This is a genomic window from Kitasatospora sp. NPDC088391 (assembly GCF_044753345.1).
GTDB lineage: Bacteria > Actinomycetota > Actinomycetes > Streptomycetales > Streptomycetaceae > Kitasatospora.
Genome location: NZ_JBIVNB010000010.1, coordinates 294056 through 313823, shown reverse-complemented (window position 1 = coordinate 313823; position 19768 = coordinate 294056). Strand labels below are relative to the sequence as shown.

At 71.4% G+C, this 19768-nt stretch carries 18 protein-coding genes; all 18 read left to right on the top strand.

What is annotated here, in order from left to right:
* The first annotated feature begins 372 nt into the window (after positions 1 to 372).
* The 18 genes from thrB to atpD all read left to right on the top strand — a co-directional run bounded on the left by thrB (position 373) and on the right by atpD (position 19613).
* On the top strand, positions 373 to 1290 hold the full coding sequence (gene thrB / locus ACIQBJ_RS27770) for a homoserine kinase (RefSeq protein ID WP_400715815.1): 918 nt from the start codon (positions 373 to 375) through the stop codon (positions 1288 to 1290).
* Between the two features lie 511 nt (positions 1291 to 1801).
* Positions 1802 to 3895 carry a transcription termination factor Rho gene (rho, locus tag ACIQBJ_RS27765; RefSeq protein WP_400715813.1) on the top strand — a complete coding sequence of 698 codons (2094 nt, stop codon included), beginning with the start codon at positions 1802 to 1804 and terminating at the stop codon, positions 3893 to 3895.
* Between the two features lie 132 nt (positions 3896 to 4027).
* On the top strand, positions 4028 to 5116 hold the full coding sequence (locus ACIQBJ_RS27760) for an LCP family protein (protein ID WP_400715811.1): 1089 nt from the start codon (positions 4028 to 4030) through the stop codon (positions 5114 to 5116).
* A 125-nt stretch (positions 5117 to 5241) separates the two neighbouring features.
* Entirely contained in the window at positions 5242 to 5466 is a 225-nt protein-coding gene (rpmE, locus tag ACIQBJ_RS27755; protein WP_400715809.1) for a 50S ribosomal protein L31, read from the top strand.
* 132 nt (positions 5467 to 5598) lie between these two features.
* Positions 5599 to 6675 carry a peptide chain release factor 1 gene (gene prfA / locus ACIQBJ_RS27750; RefSeq protein ID WP_400715807.1) on the top strand — a complete coding sequence of 359 codons (1077 nt, stop codon included), beginning with the start codon at positions 5599 to 5601 and terminating at the stop codon, positions 6673 to 6675.
* An 18-nt stretch (positions 6676 to 6693) separates the two neighbouring features.
* Positions 6694 to 7560, top strand: a complete 867-nt coding sequence (gene prmC, locus ACIQBJ_RS27745) for a peptide chain release factor N(5)-glutamine methyltransferase (RefSeq protein ID WP_400715805.1) — start codon at positions 6694 to 6696, stop codon at positions 7558 to 7560.
* 154 nt (positions 7561 to 7714) lie between these two features.
* A complete protein-coding gene (locus ACIQBJ_RS27740) occupies positions 7715 to 8362 on the top strand; it encodes an L-threonylcarbamoyladenylate synthase (protein ID WP_400715803.1) in 648 nt (215 codons plus the stop codon).
* A 14-nt stretch (positions 8363 to 8376) separates the two neighbouring features.
* A complete protein-coding gene (locus tag ACIQBJ_RS27735) occupies positions 8377 to 9033 on the top strand; it encodes a protein-tyrosine-phosphatase (RefSeq protein ID WP_400715849.1) in 657 nt (218 codons plus the stop codon).
* Between the two features lie 193 nt (positions 9034 to 9226).
* Positions 9227 to 10495: a serine hydroxymethyltransferase gene (gene glyA, locus ACIQBJ_RS27730; RefSeq protein WP_400715801.1), complete on the top strand. Its 1269-nt coding sequence runs from the start codon at positions 9227 to 9229 to the stop codon at positions 10493 to 10495.
* Between the two features lie 150 nt (positions 10496 to 10645).
* Positions 10646 to 11968 (top strand): MraY family glycosyltransferase, encoded by a 1323-nt coding sequence (locus ACIQBJ_RS27725; RefSeq protein WP_400715799.1) that lies wholly within the window; start codon positions 10646 to 10648, stop codon positions 11966 to 11968.
* A gap of 354 nt (positions 11969 to 12322) precedes the next feature.
* Positions 12323 to 12676 (top strand): hypothetical protein, encoded by a 354-nt coding sequence (locus tag ACIQBJ_RS27720; RefSeq protein ID WP_400715797.1) that lies wholly within the window; start codon positions 12323 to 12325, stop codon positions 12674 to 12676.
* A 279-nt stretch (positions 12677 to 12955) separates the two neighbouring features.
* Positions 12956 to 13768 (top strand): F0F1 ATP synthase subunit A, encoded by an 813-nt coding sequence (gene atpB, locus ACIQBJ_RS27715; RefSeq protein WP_400715795.1) that lies wholly within the window; start codon positions 12956 to 12958, stop codon positions 13766 to 13768.
* 81 nt (positions 13769 to 13849) lie between these two features.
* The gene (gene atpE, locus ACIQBJ_RS27710; protein ID WP_014138091.1) at positions 13850 to 14077 is read left to right on the top strand and encodes an ATP synthase F0 subunit C; all 228 of its coding nucleotides are present in this window, start codon (positions 13850 to 13852) and stop codon (positions 14075 to 14077) included.
* Positions 14078 to 14118: 41 nt separating this feature from the next.
* Positions 14119 to 14676, top strand: a complete 558-nt coding sequence (locus tag ACIQBJ_RS27705) for a F0F1 ATP synthase subunit B (RefSeq protein WP_400715792.1) — start codon at positions 14119 to 14121, stop codon at positions 14674 to 14676.
* Positions 14673 to 15488 (top strand): F0F1 ATP synthase subunit delta, encoded by an 816-nt coding sequence (locus ACIQBJ_RS27700; RefSeq protein WP_400715790.1) that lies wholly within the window; start codon positions 14673 to 14675, stop codon positions 15486 to 15488. The genes ACIQBJ_RS27705 and ACIQBJ_RS27700 overlap by 4 nt, the downstream gene beginning before the upstream one ends.
* A gap of 154 nt (positions 15489 to 15642) precedes the next feature.
* Entirely contained in the window at positions 15643 to 17217 is a 1575-nt protein-coding gene (atpA, locus tag ACIQBJ_RS27695) for a F0F1 ATP synthase subunit alpha (protein WP_400715788.1), read from the top strand.
* Positions 17218 to 17250: 33 nt separating this feature from the next.
* A complete protein-coding gene (locus ACIQBJ_RS27690; protein ID WP_400715786.1) occupies positions 17251 to 18165 on the top strand; it encodes a F0F1 ATP synthase subunit gamma in 915 nt (304 codons plus the stop codon).
* 2 nt (positions 18166 to 18167) lie between these two features.
* Entirely contained in the window at positions 18168 to 19613 is a 1446-nt protein-coding gene (gene atpD / locus ACIQBJ_RS27685; protein WP_400715784.1) for a F0F1 ATP synthase subunit beta, read from the top strand.
* The last annotated feature ends 155 nt before the right edge of the window (positions 19614 to 19768 follow it).

Here is a 19768-nt window from a genome sequence, read left to right as displayed (position 1 = left end):
AGCACTCGCCGCCGCCCTCGTCCCGCGCCGGCACGGCATGCGGACGACCGCCCCCCCCCCCCCCCGCGCCCGCACCCCCCCCCCCCCACCGCCCCCCCCCCCCCCCCCCCCCCCCGCCCGGGCCCCCCCCCCCCCCCCCCCCCCCCCCCCCCACCGCCGCTTTCAGGTCATCCCACCGGCGGTTTCACGCTGCTCGCGGCAACACGCAAGATCGGAGCCGGGCAGGGTGTACCGCTCTGGAACCTCTCTTCGATACGCTTGACCCCGGCGGGCCGCGCCATGCTGCGCGCTCCTTCGCCCACCCCCGCCGCCGAACCACCGCAGGCCCCGTCGTCCGGGCCGCCTCCCCCACTTTCCAGGAGTGTCCACCGCATGGCCGGTCCCGCGTTCCGCGCCGCCGCCGTCCGCGTCCGCGTTCCCGCGACCAGCGCCAACCTCGGCCCCGGCTTCGACGCCTTCGGCCTCGCCCTCGGCCTCTACGACGACGTGGTCGTCCGGGTCGCCGACTCCGGCCTGAGCGTGGACATCGCCGGCGAGGGCGCCGACAACCTGGCCCGCGACGAGCGCCACCTGGTGGTCCGCTCGATGCGCGCCGCCTTCGACCGCCTCGGCGGCCAGCCCCGCGGCCTCGAAGTGGTCTGCGCCAACCGGATACCGCACGGCCGCGGCCTGGGCTCCTCCTCCGCCGCGATCTGCGCGGGCATCGTCGCGGCCCGCGCCGTCACCATCGGCGGCGGCTCCGCCCTCGACGACGACGCCCTGCTGGCCCTCGCCTCCGAGCTGGAGGGCCACCCCGACAACGTCGCGGCCTGCCTGCGCGGCAACTTCACCGTGGCCTGGACGGAGGACGGCGGCGCCCGCACCATCACGCTCGACCCGTCCGACCGGGTGGTCCCGATCGTGTTCGTGCCGTCCACCGAGGTGCTCACCGAGACCGCCCGCGGCCTGCTGCCCAAGACCGTGCCGCTGGCCGACGCCGCGGTCAACGCCGGCCGGGCCGCGCTGCTGGTCGAGGCGCTCACCCGCCGCCCCGAGCTGCTGCTCGCCGCCACCGAGGACCGCCTGCACCAGGACTACCGGGCCTCCGCCATGCCGGACAGCGCCGCCCTGGTCGCCGCGCTCCGCTCCGAGGGCGTCCCCGCCGTCATCTCGGGCGCCGGACCGACCGTGCTCGCGCTCACCGACGAGTCCGCCGCCGCCAAGGTGCTGGACTTCGCCGGGGAGCAGTTCGCGGCCCACCGGCTGGAGTTGGACCGCGCCGGTGCCACCGTGCTGCCGCTCGACATGTGAGACGGACACGATTGACAACCAAAGGGCTGGGGAATGTGTCAGGGGGTAGGTAGTGTTAACCTCATTGCTGCACCAGATGCCCACCGGGGCCCGGTGCGACGCTTCCCGATCCCGTTCCCCCGTCCGCACGGGGGCCGGAAGCTCGGGGGCACGATTCTCCGGGAGCCCGCCACACCGCGTACGCAGCCTGCCTGCGCGACTGCGGCCCAACCCGTAGCCGTGACGGCACCTGACTCCCACCCCCGGCCTCCGCACTGAGGCCATGCCGGGCGGGTCCGCAGCGCCGTCGCGCGACGGGGGCCCGGGCATCGAACAGGCGCAGCGAGGTCGGTACGGAATCCGGCCGTCCGCGCCGCTTCGCACCACAGTGCACCGCACTCCGCAGCTCCTCGGAAGGACCAGCCTTCCGCAGGAATCCAGCCCCCGACCAGCGCAAAGAGACGCCGGTCGGGACAGCACAACCGGTCGCCGTGCCAGACAGGCCGACGTCCGCTCCAGGGAAGGACCCTTAGTGAGCGACACCACCGATCTGATGGGCGCGCGCCCGGACGCCGAGGCGTCGGACGCAGCCGCCCCCGCGGCTCCGGCGCGACGCCGTCGTACCGCCGCCGCCGGCCTGGACGGCCTGGTCCTGGCCGAGCTGCAGAAGCTCGCCTCGACCCTCGGCATCAGCGGTACCGGGCGGCTGCGCAAGAGCCAGCTGATCGAGGCCATCAAGGAGAAGAGCGGCGGAGACCCGCTGCTCGCGGGCGCTTCCGCCCCCGCCGCTCCGGCCGCCAAGAAGACTGCCAAGGCCCCCGCCGCCGCCGCTGCTGCCGAGGCCGCCGCGGAGGAGAAGCCGGCCCGCCGGACCCGCGCCGCCGCGGCCGCCGAGCCGCAGGCGCAGATCGAGATCCCGGTGCAGGCCGCCGCCGAGACCGCGGCCGCCACCGCCCGGGCCGAGCGCCCGCGCCGCCGCGCCACCGCCGCCGCCGGCGCGCCGACCGCCGAGGCCCCGGCCGCGACCGCGGTCGAGACGGTCGCCCCCGCCGCCGAGGCCAAGACCGAGACCCAGCGTCCGGCCGCCGCCGAGGGCGAGTCCCGCCCCGAGCGCCGCGACCGCCGGGACCGCCGCGACCGCCGGGAGGGCGCCGAGCGCCCCGAGGCCGCCGCCGGCGACAACGACAACGAGATCCGCGAGTCCCGCCGGGACCGCCGCAACCGCCGCGAGCGCGACCGCGCCGACCGGCAGGGCGGCGGCCAGCAGCAGGACGGCGGCCAGTCCCGCCAGCAGAACCAGCAGAACAACAACCAGCAGCAGGGCGGTGCCCAGCAGCAGCAGGGCGGCGGCCAGCAGCAGGGCGGCTACGACGACGACGAGTTCGGCGGCGGCCGGGGCGGCCGTCGCGGCCGCTACCGCGACCGCCGGGGCCGTCGCCGCGAGGGCGGCTTCGAGGGCCAGGGCGGCCCCGAGGTCCCGCTGAGCGACGACGACGTCCTGATCCCCGTCGCGGGCATCCTGGACATCCTCGACAACTACGCCTTCGTCCGGACCTCCGGCTACCTGCCCGGCCAGAACGACGTCTACGTCTCGCTGGCCCAGGTCCGCAAGCACGGCCTGCGCAAGGGCGACGCCATCACCGGCGCGGTCCGCCAGCCCAAGGACGGCGAGCGCCGCGAGAAGTTCAACGCCATGGTGCGGCTGGACTCCGTCAACGGCATGGACCCGGACAGCGGCCGCGGCCGCCCCGAGTTCGGCAAGCTGACCCCGCTGTACCCGCAGGAGCGCCTGCGCCTGGAGACCGACCCGGGCGTGCTGACCACCCGGATCATCGACCTGGTGTCGCCGATCGGCAAGGGCCAGCGCGGTCTGATCGTGGCCCCGCCGAAGACCGGCAAGACCATGATCATGCAGGCGATCGCCAACGCGATCACCCACAACAACCCCGAGTGCCACCTGATGGTCGTCCTGGTCGACGAGCGTCCGGAAGAGGTCACCGACATGCAGCGGTCGGTGAAGGGCGAGGTCATCTCCTCGACCTTCGACCGCCCGGCCGAGGACCACACCACCGTCGCCGAGCTGGCCATCGAGCGCGCCAAGCGCCTGGTGGAGCTGGGCCACGACGTGGTGATCCTGCTCGACTCGATCACCCGCCTGGGCCGCGCCTACAACCTGGCCGCGCCCGCCTCCGGCCGCATCCTGTCCGGTGGTGTCGACTCGACCGCGCTGTACCCGCCGAAGAAGTTCTTCGGCGCCGCGCGCAACATCGAGAACGGCGGCTCGCTGACCATCCTCGCCACCGCGCTGGTCGACACCGGCTCCCGGATGGACGAGGTGATCTTCGAGGAGTTCAAGGGCACCGGCAACATGGAGCTCAAGCTCGACCGGAAGCTCTCGGACAAGCGCATCTTCCCCTCCGTCGACGTGGACGCCTCCGGCACCCGCAAGGAGGAGATCCTGCTCGGCCACGAGGAGCTGGCGATCACCTGGAAGCTCCGCCGCGTCCTGCACGCGCTGGACTCCCAGCAGGCGATCGAGCTGCTGCTGGACAAGATGAAGCAGACCAAGTCGAACGCCGAGTTCCTGATGCAGATCGCGAAGAACACCCCGGGATCGGGCGACTGACGCCCGCACCCCGCCGCCGGAACCCCGCACCGCCCCCGGGCCGTGCGGGGTTCCGCGTTCTCCGGCGCCCGGTCGCCGCCCCGGCCGGTCACTTATGCTCGAAAAGTCGCGTCTAGGGCGAAATGAGGCGAAATGTCCGAGGAACGGAAGAGCCGCACCCCGCGCCGCCGCGCCGTGCGGATCGCGTTGTTCGCGCTGGCCGGCCTCGTCCTGGTCGGCGCCGCGCTGGGCGGGATCGCCTACTGGAAGCTGAACCGGAACATCCGCAGCGTCGACATCTCCGGGCAGCTCGGCACCGCCCGGCCGCCCGCCTCCACCGGGGGCGCCTTCAACCTGCTGGTGCTGGGCTCCGACTCGCGGGCCGGCTCGAACGGGAACCTGGCCGGCGGCGACACCGGCGGCACCGCCCGCTCCGACACCGCGATGGTGGTGCACGTCAACCAGGCGCACACCGCCGCCGCCGTGGTCTCCATACCGCGCGACACCCTGGTGCCCCGACCGGCCTGCACCTCCGCCGACGGCAAGCAGGTCGCCGCGGCCCGCAGCGCGATGTTCAACTCCGCCTACGAGGTCGGCGGCCCGGCCTGCGCCGTGAAGACCGCCGAGCAGCTCACCGGGATGCGGATGGACCACTTCGTCGAGGTGGACTTCGCCGGCTTCGCCGCGCTGATCGACGCGATCGGCGGGGTGGACGTCACCACCACGGTGGCCATCGACGACAAGGACAGCGGCCTGCACCTGGACGCCGGCACCCACCACCTGGGCGGGCAGCAGGCGCTGGCCTTCGTCCGCACCCGGCACGGCGTCGGCGACGGCAGCGACCTGGGCCGGATCGAGCTGCAGAAGGAGATGGTCCGGGCGATGCTCGGCCAGGTCGGCTCGCTCGGCCTGGGCTCCAACCCGGTGGCGATGTGGGGCCTCGGCGACAAGCTGACCAGCGCCCTGACCACCGACTCCGACCTGGCCTCGGTCAGCTCGCTGGTGGGCCTCGCGCAGACCGTGAAGAAGATCGGCCCGGACCAGCTCACCATGGTCACCCTGCCGGTGGTGTACGCCCCCAGCGACCCCAACCGGGTCGTCCCGAAGAGCCCCGAGGCCGCCCAGCTCTGGACGGCGCTGCGGGCCGACCAGGAGGTGCCGCGCGCGGTGGTCCAGCAGCAGCCGACCAACCCCGCGGACGCCGTCCCGTCGGCCGCGGCGAGCACCGTGAGCACGGAATAGGACGAACCGCCACCCGGTTTGGGAAGAAGCGGGCAGTGCTGGCACACTGGTCCGTCGGTCCCGGTTCACGTGCGGCTGTCCAAGGCCGCCGACCCGGTGCCCTCCCGATCAGCTAGGAGAATCCCTTGAAGTCCAACGTCCACCCGGAGTACGTGGTCACCAACGTGACCTGCACCTGTGGCAACCAGTTCACCACCCGTTCGACCGAGACCAGCGGCGAGATCCGCGCCGAGGTCTGCTCGAACTGCCACCCGTTCTACACCGGCAAGCAGAAGATCCTCGACACCGGTGGCCGCGTCGCCCGCTTCGAGGCGCGCTTCGGCAAGAAGCTCTCCGGCGGCAAGGCCTAGCGCTTCCACGGCGCCGGTCTCGGACGTTCCCGTGCTTCGGCGCGGGGCGTCCGGGCCGGCGCCGTTCGCGTCCCTCCCCCGACATCCCCCTCCGCCGCCGCGGCGCACCCCCAACGGAAGTAGGCCGATCCGATGTTCGAGGCAGTCGAAGAGCTCCTCGCCGAGCACGCCGACCTCGAGAAGAGGCTGGCCGACCCGTCCGTGCACGCCGACCAGGCGAACGCCCGCAAGCTGGCCAAGCGGTACGCCGAGCTGACCCCGATCACCCGGACGTACCTGGCCTGGAAGCAGGCCGGCGAGGACATCGCCACGGCGCGCGAACTCGCCGCCGAGGACCCGGACTTCATCGCCGAGGCGAAGGCGTCGGAGGCCCGGCAGGGCGAGCTGACCGAGGAGCTGCGGCTGCTGCTGGTGCCGCGCGACCCCAACGACGACAAGGACGTCATCCTGGAGGTCAAGGCGGGCGAGGGCGGCGAGGAGTCCGCGCTGTTCGCCGGCGACCTGCTGCGGATGTACCTGCGCTACGCGGAGCGGCTCGGCTGGAAGACCGAGCTGATCGACGCCAACGAGTCCGACCTGGGCGGCTACAAGGACGTCTCGGTGGCCGTGAAGACGCGCGGCACCACCGAGCCCGGCCAGGGCGTCTGGGCCCGGCTGAAGTACGAGGGCGGCGTGCACCGCGTCCAGCGGGTGCCCGCGACCGAGTCGCAGGGCCGCATCCACACCTCCGCCGCGGGCGTGCTGGTCACCCCGGAGGCCGAGGAGGTCGAGGTCGAGATCCACGCCAACGACCTGCGGATCGACGTCTACCGCTCCTCCGGCCCCGGCGGGCAGTCGGTGAACACCACCGACTCCGCGGTCCGGATCACCCACCTGCCGACCGGTATCGTGGCGTCCTGCCAGAACGAGAAGAGCCAGCTCCAGAACAAGGAGCAGGCGATGCGCATCCTGCGCTCGCGGCTGCTGGCCGCCGCGCAGGAGGAGGCCGAGCGGGAGGCGTCCGACGCCCGCCGCAGCCAGGTGCGCACGGTGGACCGCTCCGAGCGGATCCGGACGTACAACTTCCCGGAGAACCGCATCTCCGACCACCGCACCGGGTTCAAGTCCTACAACCTCGACCAGGTGCTGGACGGCGAACTCAACGCGGTCATCCAGTCCTGCGTGGACGCCGACGCCGCGGCCAAGCTGGCCGCCGCCCAGGAGAACTGAGCCTAAGGGGCCCGAGGGATGAACCTGCTGCTCGCCGAGGTGGCCCAGGCCACCCAGCGCCTGGCCGCGGCCGGCGTGCCCTCGCCGCGCTTCGACGCCGAGGAACTGGCGGCGCACACCCACGGGGTGAAGCGCAGCCAGCTGCACACCGTGCCGGACGGCGACTTCGACGTCCGGTACTGGGAGGCGGTCTCCCGGCGCGAGCAGCGCGAACCGCTCCAGCACATCACCGGGCGGGCGTTCTTCCGCTACCTCGAACTGGAGGTCGGCCCCGGGGTGTTCGTTCCCCGGCCGGAGACCGAGTCGGTGGTGGAGTGGGCGATAGACGCGGTCCGCGCGATGGACGTGGCCGAGCCGCTGGTGGTCGACCTGTGCACCGGCTCCGGCGCGATCGCGCTGGCCCTCGCGCAGGAGCTGCCCCGCTCCACCGTGCACGCCTTCGAACTGGACGAGGGCGCGATCGCCTACACCCGCCGCAACGTCGAGGCCAGCCCCGACCGGGCCCGGGTGCACCTGCACCAGGGCGACGCCACCAAGGCGTTCGCCGACGACCGGGGCTGGGACGGCCGGTTCGACCTGGTGATCAGCAACCCGCCGTACATCCCGCTCACCGAGTGGGAGTACGTGGCCCCGGAGGCCCGCGACCACGACCCGCAGATGTCGCTGTTCTCCGGCGAGGACGGCCTGGACACCATCCGCGGCATCGAGCGGGTCGCCGCCCGGCTGCTGCGGCCCGGCGGCGCGGTGGTGATCGAGCACGCGGACACCCAGGGCGGCCAGGTCCCGTGGATCTTCCGCGAGGAGAGCGGCTGGACGGACGCCGCCGACCACCGGGACCTCAACAACCGGCCCCGCTTCACGACAGCCCGAAGGGCGTCGTTGTGAACGGCAAGCACAGCACGACAGCCCGAAGGGCGTCGTTGTGAACGGCAAGCACAGCACGACAGCCCGAAAGGCGTCGTCGTGAACAGCGGGCACAGCACCACAGCCCGTCGCGCTTCGCACTGAGTACCACCACCACCGGAAGGGGATTGCTCCGATGAGCCGCCGATACGACTGCTCCGATGCCCAGGACCGTGCGAGCGGGCTGCGTGAGGCCGCCACGGCGATCCGCCGCGGGGAACTGGTGGTGCTGCCGACCGACACGCTGTACGGCCTCGGGGCGGACGCCTTCTCGCCGGAGGCGGTCGGCGCGCTGCTGGCGGCCAAGGGCCGGGGCCGGAACATGCCCTCGCCGGTGCTGGTCGGCTCGCCGACCACGCTGCACGGGCTGGTCACCGACTTCTCCGAGCAGGCCTGGGAGCTGGTCGACGCGTTCTGGCCGGGCGGGCTGACCCTGGTGGCCCGGCACCAGCCCTCGCTGCGCTGGGACCTGGGCGAGACCCGGGGCACCGTCGCGGTCCGGATGCCGCTGCACCCGGTCGCGCTGGAGCTGCTGAACGCCACCGGCCCGCTCGCGGTGTCCTCCGCGAACAAGACCGGCGGCCCGTCCCCGGCCACCTGCGACGAGGCCGAGGTGCAGCTCGGCGACGCGGTGTCGATCTACCTCGACGGCGGGACGGCCGACCACGCCACGGCCTCCACCATCGTCGACGTCACCGGCAAGGTGCCGGTGGTGCTGCGGGCGGGCGCGATCAGCGTCGAGCAGCTGAGGGAGGTCGCTCCGGACGTGGAGGCCGGCAGTTGACCGCCTCCGCACCGTTGTACGGGGCGGCCGGTCCCCGGGCGTCGTTCGCCGGGCCCGGGCCGCTCCCGCTGGACACCTTCCGCATCCTGTTCGTCTGCACCGGCAACATCTGCCGCTCGCCGATCGCCGAGCGGCTGGCCCGGCTGGAGCTGGACTCCCGGCTCGGGCTCCGGGTCGGCGGCCGGATCGTGGTGGAGAGCGCCGGCACCTGGGGCCACGAGGGCGCCCCGATGGAGGCGCACGCGGCGACCGTGCTCGGTGAGTACGGCGCGGACAGCGCCGGCTTCGCCGGGCGGGAGCTGCTGGACGAGCACGTGATCGACGCGGACCTGGTGCTGACCGCGACCCTGGACCACCGGGCGCAGGTCATCTCGATGGGGCACGCGGCGGGTCTGCGCACCTTCACGCTCAAGGAGTTCACCCGGCTGGTGCAAAGGGTCGACCCACGGGTCCTGCCGGACGCCCGGGAGGGCGCGCGGCTGACCGAACGCGCCCGCGCACTGGTCCGTGCGGCCGCCGCCCTGCGGGGCTGGCTGCTGGCCTCGTCCCCCGAGTCCGACGAGCTGCGCGACCCGTACGGGGCCCCGATCGGGATGTTCCGCAACTGCGGCGAGGAGATATTCGACGCGCTGGACCCGGTGGTGACCGCGCTGACGGGCGTGGACCGCTGAGTTGAGCGCACTCCACTAAAGTTTCGGTGGGGGATTTGTGAAGACTGCGTGCGCAGACCGTGCGGGTGACCGGAACGGCGCAAGCGGTCGCGCGCGGGCGGGCCGGGGTGCGGGGGCCGCCCTAGGCTGGAAGGATCTGCCCGCTCCGGCCCCCTCGCCCTCCGCCGGGGACCCCCCACCCGGGAGCCGCACCATGACGGTCGCCGACGCCCCGCACGTCCACCGGGAGACCGCCGGGGCCGCCGCCCTGCGCGCGGCCGATCCGCTGGTCGCCGACCTGCTCGCCGCCGAGTCCGGGCGCCGGGCCGAGGCGCTGCAACTGCTGGCCGGGGAGAACCTGGCCACCCCCGCCGTGCTGGCCGCGCTGGCCGGCCCGCTGGCCGACAAGTACGCCGAGGGCTACCCGGGCCGACGGCACCACACCGGCTGCGGCCCCGCCGACACCGTCGAACTGCTGGCGGTCGACCGGGCCCGCGCGCTGTTCGCCGCCCCGCACGCCAACGTCCAACCCCGGTCCGGGACTTCGGCCATGCTGGCGGCCTACGCGGCACTGCTCCGGCCGGGCGACGCGGTGCTCGCGATGTCGCTGGAGCACGGCGGCCACCTGAGCGCCGGGTCGACCGCCAACTTCTCCGGCCGCTGGTTCCGCTTCCACGGCTACGGGGTGCGCGCGGAGGACGGCCTGATCGACCTGGAGCAGGTCCGCCGACTGGCCCGCGAGCACCGCCCGAAGGCGATCGTGGCGGGCGGCATCTCCTATCCCCGGCAGATCGACTGGGCGGCCTTCCGGGAGATCGCCGACGAGGTGGACGCCTACCTGATCGCCGCCGCCGGACAGCTGACCGGCCTGGTGGCGGCCGGGGCGGTGTCCTCCCCGGTGCCGTACGCGGACGTCACCGTGGCGGCCACCCACAAGCTGCTGCGCGGCCCGCGCGGCGGCCTGCTGCTGTGCGGCGCGGCACTGGCCGACCGGGTCGACCGGGCGGTGTTCCCGTTCACCCAGGGCGGGGCGGCGATGAACGAGGTGGCGGCCAAGGCGGTGGCGCTCGCCCAGGCCGCGACGCCCGCCTTCGCCGAGTACGTCCGGCGGGCGGTCTCCGGAGCCCGGGCGCTGGCCGCCGGGCTGGCCGCGGCGGGGGCCGCGCCGCTCACCGGCGGCACCGACACCCACCTGGTGACGGCCTCGGTCGGCGCCCTCGGGCTGACCGGCGTGGAGGCCGAACGGCGCTGCGCCGCCGCCGGACTGATGATCGGCCGGTGCGCCGTCCCGTACGACCCCGCGCCGCCCGCCGAGACCTCCGGCATCCGGCTGGGCACCGGGACGTGCGCCGCGCAGGGGATGGGGGAGGCGGAGCTGGCCGAGGTCGGCGAGCTGCTCGGACGGGTGCTGGCGGGCGGCGACCCGGGGCCGGTCCGGGCCCGGTCCGGGGAGCTGGCGCGGGCCTTCGCCGGGCGCGGCTGAGGAACCGGGGGCGGTCCGGGCGAACCGCGGTGCACGGGTACCGCGTCGGAGTCAATAAGGTGTGCTCCGTGGCGACGCACCTCGAACCCCGAAGCAGCGCGGGAGTACTCTGCGTACTCGTCCGTCGGAGCGCGACCCTGGAGGCCGGTGGTGCGTGAGTATCTGCTGGTCCTGTTCGTCTCGGCGGCGGTGACCTACCTGCTGGTCGGACCGGTGCGGAAGTTCGCCATCGCGGCCGGCGCGATGCCCGCCGTCCGGGCGCGCGACGTGCACCGCGAGCCGACGCCCCGGCTGGGCGGCATCGCGATGTTCGGCGGCCTGCTGGCCGGCCTGCTCGCGGCGTCCCAACTGACCAACCTCGGGCGGCTGTTCGTGCAGAGCGCGGACATCAAGGCGCTGCTCTGCGGGGCCGGGATCATGTTCGTGCTGGGCGTCCTGGACGACAAGTGGGGCGTGGACGCGCTGGTGAAGCTCGGCGGGCAGATGATCGCCGCCGGCGTGATGGTCTGGCAGGGCGTCACGGTCATCTCGATCCCGGTGCCGGGCTACGGCCCGGTCGCGGTCACCCCGACCCAGGGCATGATCATCTCGGTCACCCTGGTGGTGGTGATGGTCAACGCGGTGAACTTCATCGACGGCCTGGACGGCCTGGCGGCCGGCATGGTCTGCATCGCCGCGACGGCCTTCTTCCTGTACTCGTACCGGCTCTGGCTCGGGTACGGGATCAACGACGCGGCCCCGGCCGCGCTGTTCAGCGCGGTGCTGATCGGGATGTGCCTGGGCTTCCTGCCGCACAACCTGCACCCGGCGCGGATCTTCATGGGCGACTCCGGCTCGATGATGCTGGGCCTGATGCTGGCGGTCGCCGCGATCTCGATCACCGGCCGGGTCGACCCCGACCTGATCACCGACCGGACCGGCTCCAAGACCCTGACCGTGCACGCCCTGGTGCCGATCTACATCCCGCTGATCCTGCCGCTGACGGTGATCGCGCTGCCGCTGGCGGACCTGCTGCTGGCCGTGGTGCGCCGGACCTGGGCGGGCCGCTCGCCGTTCGCCGCGGACAAGCAGCACCTGCACCACCGGCTGCTGGAGGTCGGGCACTCGCACAGCCGGGCCGTGCTGATCATGTACTTCTGGGCCGCCCTGATCGCCTTCGGCACCGTCGCGGTCTCGGTCACCAACACCGGCCGGGCGGTGATCCTGGCGATGGCGGGCCTCTGCCTGCTGGGCCTGGGCGTGCTGCTGATGCCGCGCTTCAAGCCGCGGGCGCCCAAGGCCGTCCAGCCCTTCGTGCCGCCCCGCTACCGGGACGCGGGGGAGGCCGGGGAGGCGGCGGCCGCGGCGGCCGCGGCGGACGGGGAGCCCACGACGCCGGCGATGGCCGAGCTGTCGGCCGAGGACAAGGCGATGCTGGGGCGGCTGGGCACCGGCGCGACGGCCGTCGGGCAGCGTGGCGAGCGGCACCCCTGACGGGGCGTCAACTGTCGCTCGGCCGTTCGGCGGCGCCCGTTCGGCGGCAGTTGTCGATCCTTGGTGTGACAGGTGCCACACGTTCATGGTAAAGCTCTCATCAAATAGTTTGTGATACCGTTCACGAGTACCGAGAACACGCCGAAAGACCTGACAGGTGGAGGACTTCCGTCCCTGGTCGGTCTCCTTCGACGGGCTCCCCGTCGCAACGGCTGCCCGCGGTGCGGTTCTCGTCCCCCTGATTTCCCCGCCCCCTGCCACCGACATGCCGCCGGAGCTGCCGACATGCCGTCCCACGACGCCCGGATCCTCCGTGGCGCCGCAATCCCCACTGCGGCCGCCGGAGTGATCGCCATGGCGATCTCCTTCGTCGTCGCCCAGGGGAAGGGTCTGCTCGGCGCCCTGCTGGCGACCGCGGTGGTGATCGGTTTCTTCGGCTTCGGCCAGCTCGCGCTCGACCGGCTCACCCGGAACAACCCGCAGATGCTGATGCCGGCCGCGCTGATGGTCTACACCACTCAGATCCTCGCGATCGGCATCCTGCTCGCGGTGGCCAAGCACCTCTCGTTCTTCGACCACAAGGTCTTCGGATTCACCCTGCTCGGCCTCGCCGTCGTCTGGACCGCCTTCCAGGTCCGGGGCTGGCTGAAGGCCAAGACCTTCTACGTCGAACCCGACAGCAAGTCGAAATCAGGGCGTCAATCGTGAGCGGGGCATACCGTCCCCCTCACGAGGGGGGCGGTGTTTATGCCCTCCTGACGGACTGCTATCGTCCGTCCCAACGGCGGAGTACGGGAAGCGGCCAGGTCCCTCCGATGATCGGACGGATCGCCCCCCGACTCCACGAAGCTTTCGAAGATCCCGCGGTGGGGATATGCGCCGCGCCGGGTCCGCGAGAAATCCAACTAGTTCCAGTGCCGCACCGTGGCCTCCGGCCACGCCGACACACCGAGGTTGCCGTAACCATGCGTCAGAACGAAGGAGTCTGTGGTGGGTGCTGACGTCCAGCTCGCCTCCGAGGCCGGTTGCCACTTCGACTCCGGCTGCGGCTTCCCCGCTCCCGGCCTCGGTGAGTTCGACTTCAAGCCGATCTTCTCGGTCGGCGGGGTCGACTTCACCAAGCCGATGCTGCTGTCGATCATCTGCGCCCTGCTGGTGGTCGGCTTCTTCTGGGCCGCGTTCGCCAAGCCGAAGCTGCTCCCGGGCAAGCTCCAGCTGGTCGGCGAGATCGGGTACGACTTCGTCAAGCGGAGCATCGTGCTGGAGACCATCGGCAAAAAGGGCGAGAAGTACGTCCCGATGCTGGTCTCGATGTTCTTCTTCGTGTGGATCATGAACATCATGTCCATCATCCCGTTCGCCCAGTTCCCGGTGATGTCGCGGATCGCGTACCCCGCCGGACTCGCGCTGGTCGTCTGGGTCACGTACATGGGTCTGACCTTCAAGAAGCACGGCTTCGTCGGCGGCATGAAGAACCTCTGCTGGCCGTCGGGCATCCCGGGCTGGGTCATGTTCATCCTGGTGCCGATCGAGTTCTTCTCGAACATCTTCGTGCGCCCCTTCACCCTCGCGGTCCGAGCCTTCGCCAACATGTTCGCCGGTCACCTGCTGATCGTCGTCTTCTCGGTGGCCTCGTGGTACCTGCTCAGCCCCACCATCGGCGCCCTGTACGGCTCGGTGTCCTTCGTGGTGGCCGTCGGTCTCACCGCCTTCGAGCTGCTGGTGCAGTTCCTGCAGGCGTACATCTTCGTGATGCTCGCCAGCAGCTACATCGCCGGTGCCCTGGAAGAGGCGCACTGAGCCCCGCGGCTCCGGCCGCGCCCACGAACTCCCGGTGGCCAACACCCACCGGTATCCCATCCCCGCAAAGGATTAGCTGAGATGTCCGCTCTCGCTGAGGTTTCCGGTTCCGTCGCGTCCATCGGCTACGGCCTCGCCGCCATCGGCCCCGGCATCGGCGTCGGTCTGATCTTCGGTAACGGCGTGCAGGCGATGGCCCGTCAGCCCGAGGCTGCCGGCCTGATCCGCTCCAACATGTTCATCGGCTTCGCCCTGACCGAGGCCCTCGCCCTGATCGGCATCGTCATGCCGTTCGTCTACGGCCAGTGAGCCAGGCGCACCGGTAGTCAATTCCGACGAAAGGTTCTGATATGGCCCCCGAGGTTCTCCTCGCGGCTGAAGAGAAGATGAACCCTCTTCTCCCCGCGTGGCCCGAGGTCATCATCGGCCTGCTCTGCTTCTTCATCGTCTTCGGCATCCTCGGCAAGAAGCTCCTCCCCAGCATCGAGAAGGTGCTGGGGGAGCGCCGTGACGCCATCGAAGGCGGCATGAAGCGCGCGGAGACCGCTCAGGCCGAGGCCCAGGCCCTGCTGGAGCAGTACCGTGCCGAGCTCGCCGAGGCGCGTCACGAGGCCGCTCGGATCACCGAGCACGCCCGTGAGCAGGGCGCTGCCCTGATCACCGAGATGCGCGAGGAGGGCCAGCGCCAGCGCGAGGCCATCGTCGCGGCCGGCCACGCCCAGATCGAGGCCGACAAGAAGCAGGCGACCGCGGTCCTGCGCCAGGACGTCGGTTCGCTGGCCTCCCAGCTGGCCTCCCGCATCGTCGGTGAGTCGCTGGAGGACCACGCCCGCCAGAGCGGTGTCATCGACCGCTTCCTGGACGAGCTGGAGTCCAAGGCCGCCGCCGCCCAGGGTGCGTCCAAGTGATCGGCGCGAGCCGTGAGGCACTCGCCGCCGGCCGCGAGAACCTGGAGAGCCTGACCGACAACACCTCGGTGGACGCGGCCAAGCTCGCCGAGGAACTCGCCGCCGTCACCGCGCTGCTGGACCGCGAGGTCTCGCTGCGCCGCGTCCTGACCGACCCCTCGCGGTCCGGTCAGGACAAGGCCCAGCTGGTCGCCTCGCTGCTGAACGGCCAGGTCTCCGGCGAGACCGTCGACCTGGTCTCCGGCCTGGTCCGCTCCCGCTGGTCCGGTGCGCGCGACCTGGTCGACGCGGTCGAGGAACTGGCCGCGTACGCCGAGGTCGTCGCCGCCGACAAGGCCGGCACGCTGGACGACGTCGAGGACGAGCTGTTCCGGTTCGGCCGGATCGTGGCGGGCTCGCACGAGCTCCGCGCCGCGCTGACCGAGCCGAAGGCCGACGCCGCCGCCAAGGCCGCGCTGGTCCGCAAGCTCCTCGGCGGCCGGGCCAACGCCGGCACCGTCCGACTGGTCACCAACCTGGTCACCAACCCGCGTGGTCGTAGCCTGGAAGGTGGCCTGGAGTCCTACTCCAAGCTCGCCGCCTCCCGGCGGGGCCGGGTGGTGGCCCTGGTCACCAGCGCGATCCCGCTGTCGGACCGTCAGAAGCAGCGCCTCGCCGCCGCGCTGGCCGGTCTGTACGGCCGTCCGGTGCACCTGAACATCGACGTGGACCCCGCGGTCCAGGGCGGTGTCCGGGTGCAGGTCGCGGACGAGATCATCGACGGCACGGTGTCGAGCCGCCTCGAAGGCGCTCGCCAGGGCCTCGAAGGCTGAGCAGCAGCACCATCCGACCCTCGGTCGGGCGTCGGTCCACACCGGGTGGGCCGGCAAAACGTACGGCCGGTTCACTCGACCCGGCCGAGAGTCGAGCACTTGCGGCCCTCAATGGCGGGCCGAGGATCGCAAACTAGGAGAGCAGGGAAGCCTGATGGCGGAGCTTACGATCCGTCCGGAGGAGATCCGGGACGCGCTGGCCGACTTTGTCCAGTCGTACCAGCCGGACGCGGCCTCGCGTGAAGAGGTCGGCACGGTCACCGAGGCCATGGACGGTATCGCCAAGGTCGAGGGTCTGCCCTCGGTCATGGCCAACGAGCTGCTGAAGTTCGAGGACGGCACCCTCGGCCTCGCGCTGAACCTCGACACCCGCGAGATCGGTGTCGTCGTCCTCGGTGAGTTCTCGGGCATCGAAGAGGGCCAGACGGTGCAGCGCACCGGCGAGGTCCTCTCCGTCCCGGTCGGCGACGGCTACCTCGGCCGCGTCGTGGACCCGCTGGGCAACCCGATCGACGGCCTGGGCGACATCGCCGCCACCGGCCGCCGCGCCCTGGAGCTGCAGGCCCCCGGCGTCATGGCCCGCAAGTCGGTCAAGCAGCCGCTGCAGACCGGTATCAAGGCCATCGACGCGATGACCCCGATCGGCCGCGGCCAGCGTCAGCTGATCATCGGTGACCGCCAGACCGGCAAGACCGCCGTCGCCGTCGACACGATCATCAACCAGCGCGACAACTGGCGCTCGGGCGACCCGGAGAAGCAGGTCCGCTGCATCTACGTCGCCGTGGGCCAGAAGGGCTCCACCATCGCGTCCGTCCGCGGCGCCCTGGAGGAGGCCGGCGCGCTGGAGTACACCACCATCGTGGCCGCTCCCGCCTCCGACCCGGCCGGCTTCAAGTACCTCGCCCCGTACACCGGTTCGGCCATCGGCCAGGAGTGGATGTACGACGGCAAGCACGTCCTCATCGTCTTCGACGACCTGTCGAAGCAGGCCGAGGCCTACCGCTCCGTCTCCCTGCTGCTGCGCCGCCCGCCGGGCCGCGAGGCGTACCCGGGCGACGTCTTCTACCTGCACTCCCGCCTGCTGGAGCGCTGCGCCAAGCTGAACGACGCCCTCGGCGGCGGCTCGATGACCGGTCTGCCGATCATCGAGACCAAGGCCAACGACGTCTCGGCGTACATCCCGACCAACGTCATCTCGATCACCGACGGCCAGTGCTTCCTGGAGTCCGACCTGTTCAACGCCGGCATCCGCCCGGCCGTGAACGTCGGCATCTCGGTCTCCCGCGTCGGTGGCTCGGCCCAGATCAAGGCCATGCGCTCGGTCGCCGGCCGTCTGCGCCTGGACCTCGCCCAGTACCGCGAGCTGGAGGCGTTCGCCGCCTTCGGTTCCGACCTGGACGCGGCCTCCAAGGCCCAGCTGGAGCGCGGTGCGCGCATGGTCGAGCTGCTGAAGCAGGGCCAGTACCAGCCGTTCCCGGTCGAGGAGCAGGTCGTCTCGATCTGGGCCGGCACCACCGGTCAGCTGGACGACGTCCCGGTGGCGGACATCCGCCGCTTCGAGCGCGAGTTCCTGGACAACGTCCGCCTGGAGCACAAGGGCATCCTGGCCGGCATCGTCGAGACCGGTCTGCTGGAGCAGGGCACCGTCGACGCGCTGACCGCCGCGATCACCTCGTTCAAGCAGGGCTTCACCACGGCGGACGGCAAGCTGCTCTCCGAGCAGGCCTGAGTCCGGTAGCGAGGGAAAGGACGTAACGACCCAATGGGAGCACAGCTTCGGGTCTACAAGCGCCGCATCCGCTCCGTCACCGCGACGAAGAAGATCACCAAGGCGATGGAGATGATCTCCGCGTCGCGCATCGTCAAGGCGCAGCGCGCGGTGGCCGCCTCCACTCCGTACGCCGACGAGCTCACCCGCGCGGTGACCGCGGTGGCCACCCGGTCCACCGCGAAGCACCCGCTGACCACCGAGAACCCGAACGCCACCCGCGCCGCCGTGCTGCTGATCACGGCGGACCGCGGCCTGGCGGGCGGTTACTCCTCCAACGCCATCAAGCAGTCGCTGGCGCTCGCCGCCCGCCTCCGCGAAGAGGGCAAGGAGGTGGTCACGTACATCGTCGGCCGCAAGGGCGTCGGCTACTACGGCTTCCGCAACCTCTCGGTCGCGGGCTCGTGGACCGGCTTCTCGGACAAGCCGACCTACGGTGACGCCAAGACGGTGGCCGCGGACCTGATCGAGGCCTTCACGGCCGAGACCGGCGGGGTGGACGAACTGCACCTGGTGTCGACCGAGTTCGTGTCGATGCTGACGCAGAACGCGGTGGACGCCCGGCTGCTGCCGCTGAAGCTCGACGAGGTCGAGCTGAGCGACGGCGCCCCGGCGAAGAACCAGATCTTCCCGCTCTACGACTTCGAGCCGTCGGCGGAGGGCGTCCTCGACGCGCTGCTGCCGCGGTACGTCGAGAGCCGGATCTACAACGCGCTGCTGCAGTCGGCCGCTTCCGAGCACGCCGCCCGCCGCCGCGCGATGAAGAGCGCGACGGACAACGCCGGCGAGCTCATCAAGTCGCTCACGCGGCTTGCCAACTCGGCCCGTCAGGCCGAGATCACCCAGGAAATCAGCGAGATCGTGGGCGGCGCGAACGCGCTGGCCGACGCTAGCGCGGGGAGCGAATGAGTATGACCACCACTGTTGAGCCGACCACGGCGACGGGCCGCGTCGCGCGGGTCATCGGCCCGGTCGTCGACGTGGAGTTCCCCGTCGACGCCATTCCCGAGATGTTCAACGCCCTGCACGTCGAGGTGGACAACCCCGACGGCTCGGGCAAGAAGACCCTGACCCTCGAGGTCGCCCAGCACCTCGGCGACGGCCTGATCCGCGGCATCTCGATGCAGCCGACCGACGGCCTGGTCCGCGGTTCGCAGGTCACCGACACCGGTTCGGCGATCTCCGTCCCGGTCGGCCAGATCACCAAGGGCAAGGTCTTCAACGCCCTCGGCGAGGTCCTGAACGTCGACAAGGCCGAGTTCGAGTCCCAGGTGCAGGTCAAGTGGCCGATCCACCGCAAGGCTCCGAACTTCTCCGAGCTCGAGTCGAAGACCGAGATGTTCGAGACCGGCATCAAGGTCATCGACCTGCTCACCCCGTACGTCCAGGGTGGCAAGATCGGTCTGTTCGGTGGCGCCGGTGTCGGCAAGACCGTTCTGATCCAGGAGATGATCTACCGCGTCGCCGAGAACTTCGGTGGTGTGTCGGTGTTCGCCGGTGTCGGCGAGCGCACCCGTGAGGGCAACGACCTCATCGACGAGATGGTCGACTCGGGCGTCCTGGACAAGACCGCGCTGGTCTTCGGCCAGATGGACGAGCCGCCGGGCACCCGTCTGCGGGTCGCGCTCTCCGCGCTGACCATGGCGGAGTACTTCCGCGACGTCGAGAAGCAGGACGTGCTCCTCTTCATCGACAACATCTTCCGGTTCACCCAGGCCGGTTCCGAGGTGTCGACCCTGCTCGGCCGCATGCCCTCCGCGGTGGGCTACCAGCCGAACCTGGCCGACGAGATGGGCCTCCTGCAGGAGCGCATCACCTCGACCCGCGGTCACTCGATCACCTCGATGCAGGCGATCTACGTCCCCGCGGACGACCTGACCGACCCGGCGCCGGCCACCACCTTCGCCCACCTGGACGCGACCACCGTTCTGTCGCGCCCGATCTCGGAGAAGGGCATCTACCCGGCCGTCGACCCGCTGGACTCCACGTCCCGCATCCTCGACCCGCGGTACATCACCACCCTGCACTACGACACCGCGGTCCGGATCAAGGGCATCCTGCAGAAGTACAAGGACCTGCAGGACATCATCGCGATCCTCGGCATCGACGAGCTGTCCGAAGAGGACAAGATCACGGTGCAGCGGGCCCGCCGCATCGAGCGCTTCCTCTCGCAGAACACCTACGTGGCGAAGCAGTTCACCGGTGTCGAGGGCTCGACCGTCCCGCTGTCGGAGACCATCGAGGCCTTCAACGCGATCGCGGACGGCAAGTACGACCACGTCCCGGAGCAGGCCTTCTTCATGTGCGGTGGCATCGACGACCTCGAGCGCAACGCCGCCGAGCTGCTGAAGAAGTAGTTCACCCAGCAGTACCGATGAGGGGTGGTCCCCGGCTCTCCGTCGGGGGCCACCCCTCGCCGCTGGATCTCCTGTGATCCCGGTCATTTACGCGGTCTTGGTTTCGTTCCGGGGGCGCGAGCCCGTTATTCTTACCGAAACTGTGGAGTAGCTCC